Consider the following 1,662-nt stretch of genomic DNA (forward strand, 5'->3'; position numbering starts at 1 on the left):
GACGCCGCGCCGCGGTCGCCTTGGCCGTCGCCACCCGGGCCGCCGTCCGGCCCGCGCGCACGCGACGCGGTTCGCTGGTGAAGCGAAGACCGCACATGTTCAGGGGCGCCTGCATGCCCCAGAACAGCCGCTGCTGTGGTACCGTCGCCACCGAGCACCAGGCCTGCGCGGCCTTGAGCTGTTGGCTCCAGAGTTTTCCGGTCCAATCGAACCAGACCGTGGTGACCCGCATCGGATCCATCACGTTGATCATCGCTGTCCTCCCTTACCTGCGATGTCGGGGCGCTGACCCGCCCCACTGCTTGGCCGCGCCGCGGCCCAAACGTTTGCGATTGGCCTGCGCCCGCCGCATGAGCGGCGCCGACCAGGTTCCGTAAAGCGCCATCGGCGCCGTGCCCGAGAGCATCGCCTGCCCGAGCGCCTGACCGGCCTCGGGGAAAGCGCTGAGCTTTTCCGATACCATCCGCGAGCTCTCGCCCGCGGGCAGTTTCCAGAAGCCCGCGAGCCCGGCGATCCTGAGCCCGATGACCTGCTGCGCCTCGACCGCGAGCAGCGCGGCGGCGCTCCAGCTCCGGAGCGCGCCGATGCCGAGCGCCCAGGGCGCGTAGATTCCAAATGACATCACAGGGCTCCCATGACCTTCTGATTGAACCCGAAGACCCGCCGCGCGCCGCCCAGGGGGATCAGCTGCACCTCGCGGCGCTGGCCCGGCTCGAACCGCACCGCGGTGCCCGCGGCGATATCGAGCCGCAGGCCCATCGCCGCGTCGCGGTCGAACTCCAGCGCCTCGTTCGCCTCGGCGAAATGGTAATGCGAGCCGACCTGCACCGGCCGGTCGCCGGTATTGGCGACCATCAGCGTGATCGCCTCGCGGCCCGCGTTGAGGGTCAGCGACCCCTCCGCCGGAAAGAGCTCGCCCGGGATCATCGCCGCCCCCGCGCCTTGGCGCGCGCCTTCGTAAGCGCCTCGGCACGGGCCCACGCCAGGCACGCCGCTGCCGCGATCAGCCCCAGCGCGCCCGCGACCGCCAGCCAGCTCTCGCCACCATGCGGCAGCGGATGCGCGCCGGGATGGGCAAGGGCCGCGCCGCCCCAGGCCGCGCAGAGAAAGGTTGCCGTCACTCGTGTCATCATGGGTCCCATCTTCGCTATCCTGTCCTTCCCCGCCGCGCTTACCGGATCGGGTTATGCACGGTCACGAGCTTGGTGCCGTCGGGGAAGGTCGCCTCGACCTGGACCTCGTGGATCATCTCGGCGACCCCCTCCATGCACTGCTCGCGGCGGATGACCTCTGCGCCCGCCTGCATCATCTCGGCGACCGAGCGGCCGTCCCGTGCGCCCTCGACCACCGCGTCGGTGATGAGCGCGATGGCTTCGGGATGGTTGAGCTTCACGCCCCGCTCGAGGCGCTTGCGCGCGACCTCGGCGGCCATGGCGACCAGAAGCTTGTCCTTTTCACGCGGCGTCAGGTTCATGTCTCACAACTTCCAGTTCCGCGGCAGAGCGCCGCCGGTGATCTCTTCCAGCGCCGGGACCAGCGCCCGCCGCATCTCGTAACCGTCGGGCGCGGCGATCCGCGCGACGATCAGGTCCTCGTCCAGCGCCGACGCGCCGCCCAAGCCACCCAGCCGGGCGCGCAGCGCGTAGAGCCGCGTCGCCGCCC

General features: G+C 70.9%; 5 protein-coding genes and 1 pseudogene. All 6 read right to left on the reverse strand.

The window, feature by feature from the left end; genetic code table 11:
- The coding region (locus ACFQ4E_RS20490) for a hypothetical protein (RefSeq protein WP_386806391.1) at nt 1-253 on the reverse strand (253 nt) is incomplete at its 3' end.
- A 12-nt stretch (nt 254-265) separates the two neighbouring features.
- Entirely contained in the window at nt 266-622 is a 357-nt protein-coding gene (locus tag ACFQ4E_RS20495; RefSeq protein ID WP_386806392.1) for an antifreeze protein, read from the reverse strand.
- Nucleotides 622-927, reverse strand: a complete 306-nt coding sequence (locus ACFQ4E_RS20500; protein WP_386806393.1) for an urease subunit beta — start codon at nt 925-927, stop codon at nt 622-624. The genes ACFQ4E_RS20495 and ACFQ4E_RS20500 overlap by 1 nt, the downstream gene beginning before the upstream one ends.
- Nucleotides 924-1,142: a hypothetical protein gene (locus ACFQ4E_RS20505; protein ID WP_386806394.1), complete on the reverse strand. Its 219-nt coding sequence runs from the start codon at nt 1,140-1,142 to the stop codon at nt 924-926. Before ACFQ4E_RS20505 ends, ACFQ4E_RS20500 begins: the two co-directional genes overlap by 4 nt.
- A 29-nt stretch (nt 1,143-1,171) precedes the next feature.
- Nucleotides 1,172-1,474, reverse strand: coding sequence for an urease subunit gamma (locus tag ACFQ4E_RS20510; RefSeq protein ID WP_386806395.1), 303 nt, complete (start codon nt 1,472-1,474; stop codon nt 1,172-1,174).
- Between the two features lie 3 nt (nt 1,475-1,477).
- Nucleotides 1,478-1,662, reverse strand: a pseudogene (locus tag ACFQ4E_RS20515) (urease accessory protein UreD); the annotation flags it as partial.

This window comes from Litorisediminicola beolgyonensis (assembly GCF_042679605.1).
GTDB lineage: Bacteria > Pseudomonadota > Alphaproteobacteria > Rhodobacterales > Rhodobacteraceae > Litorisediminicola > Litorisediminicola beolgyonensis.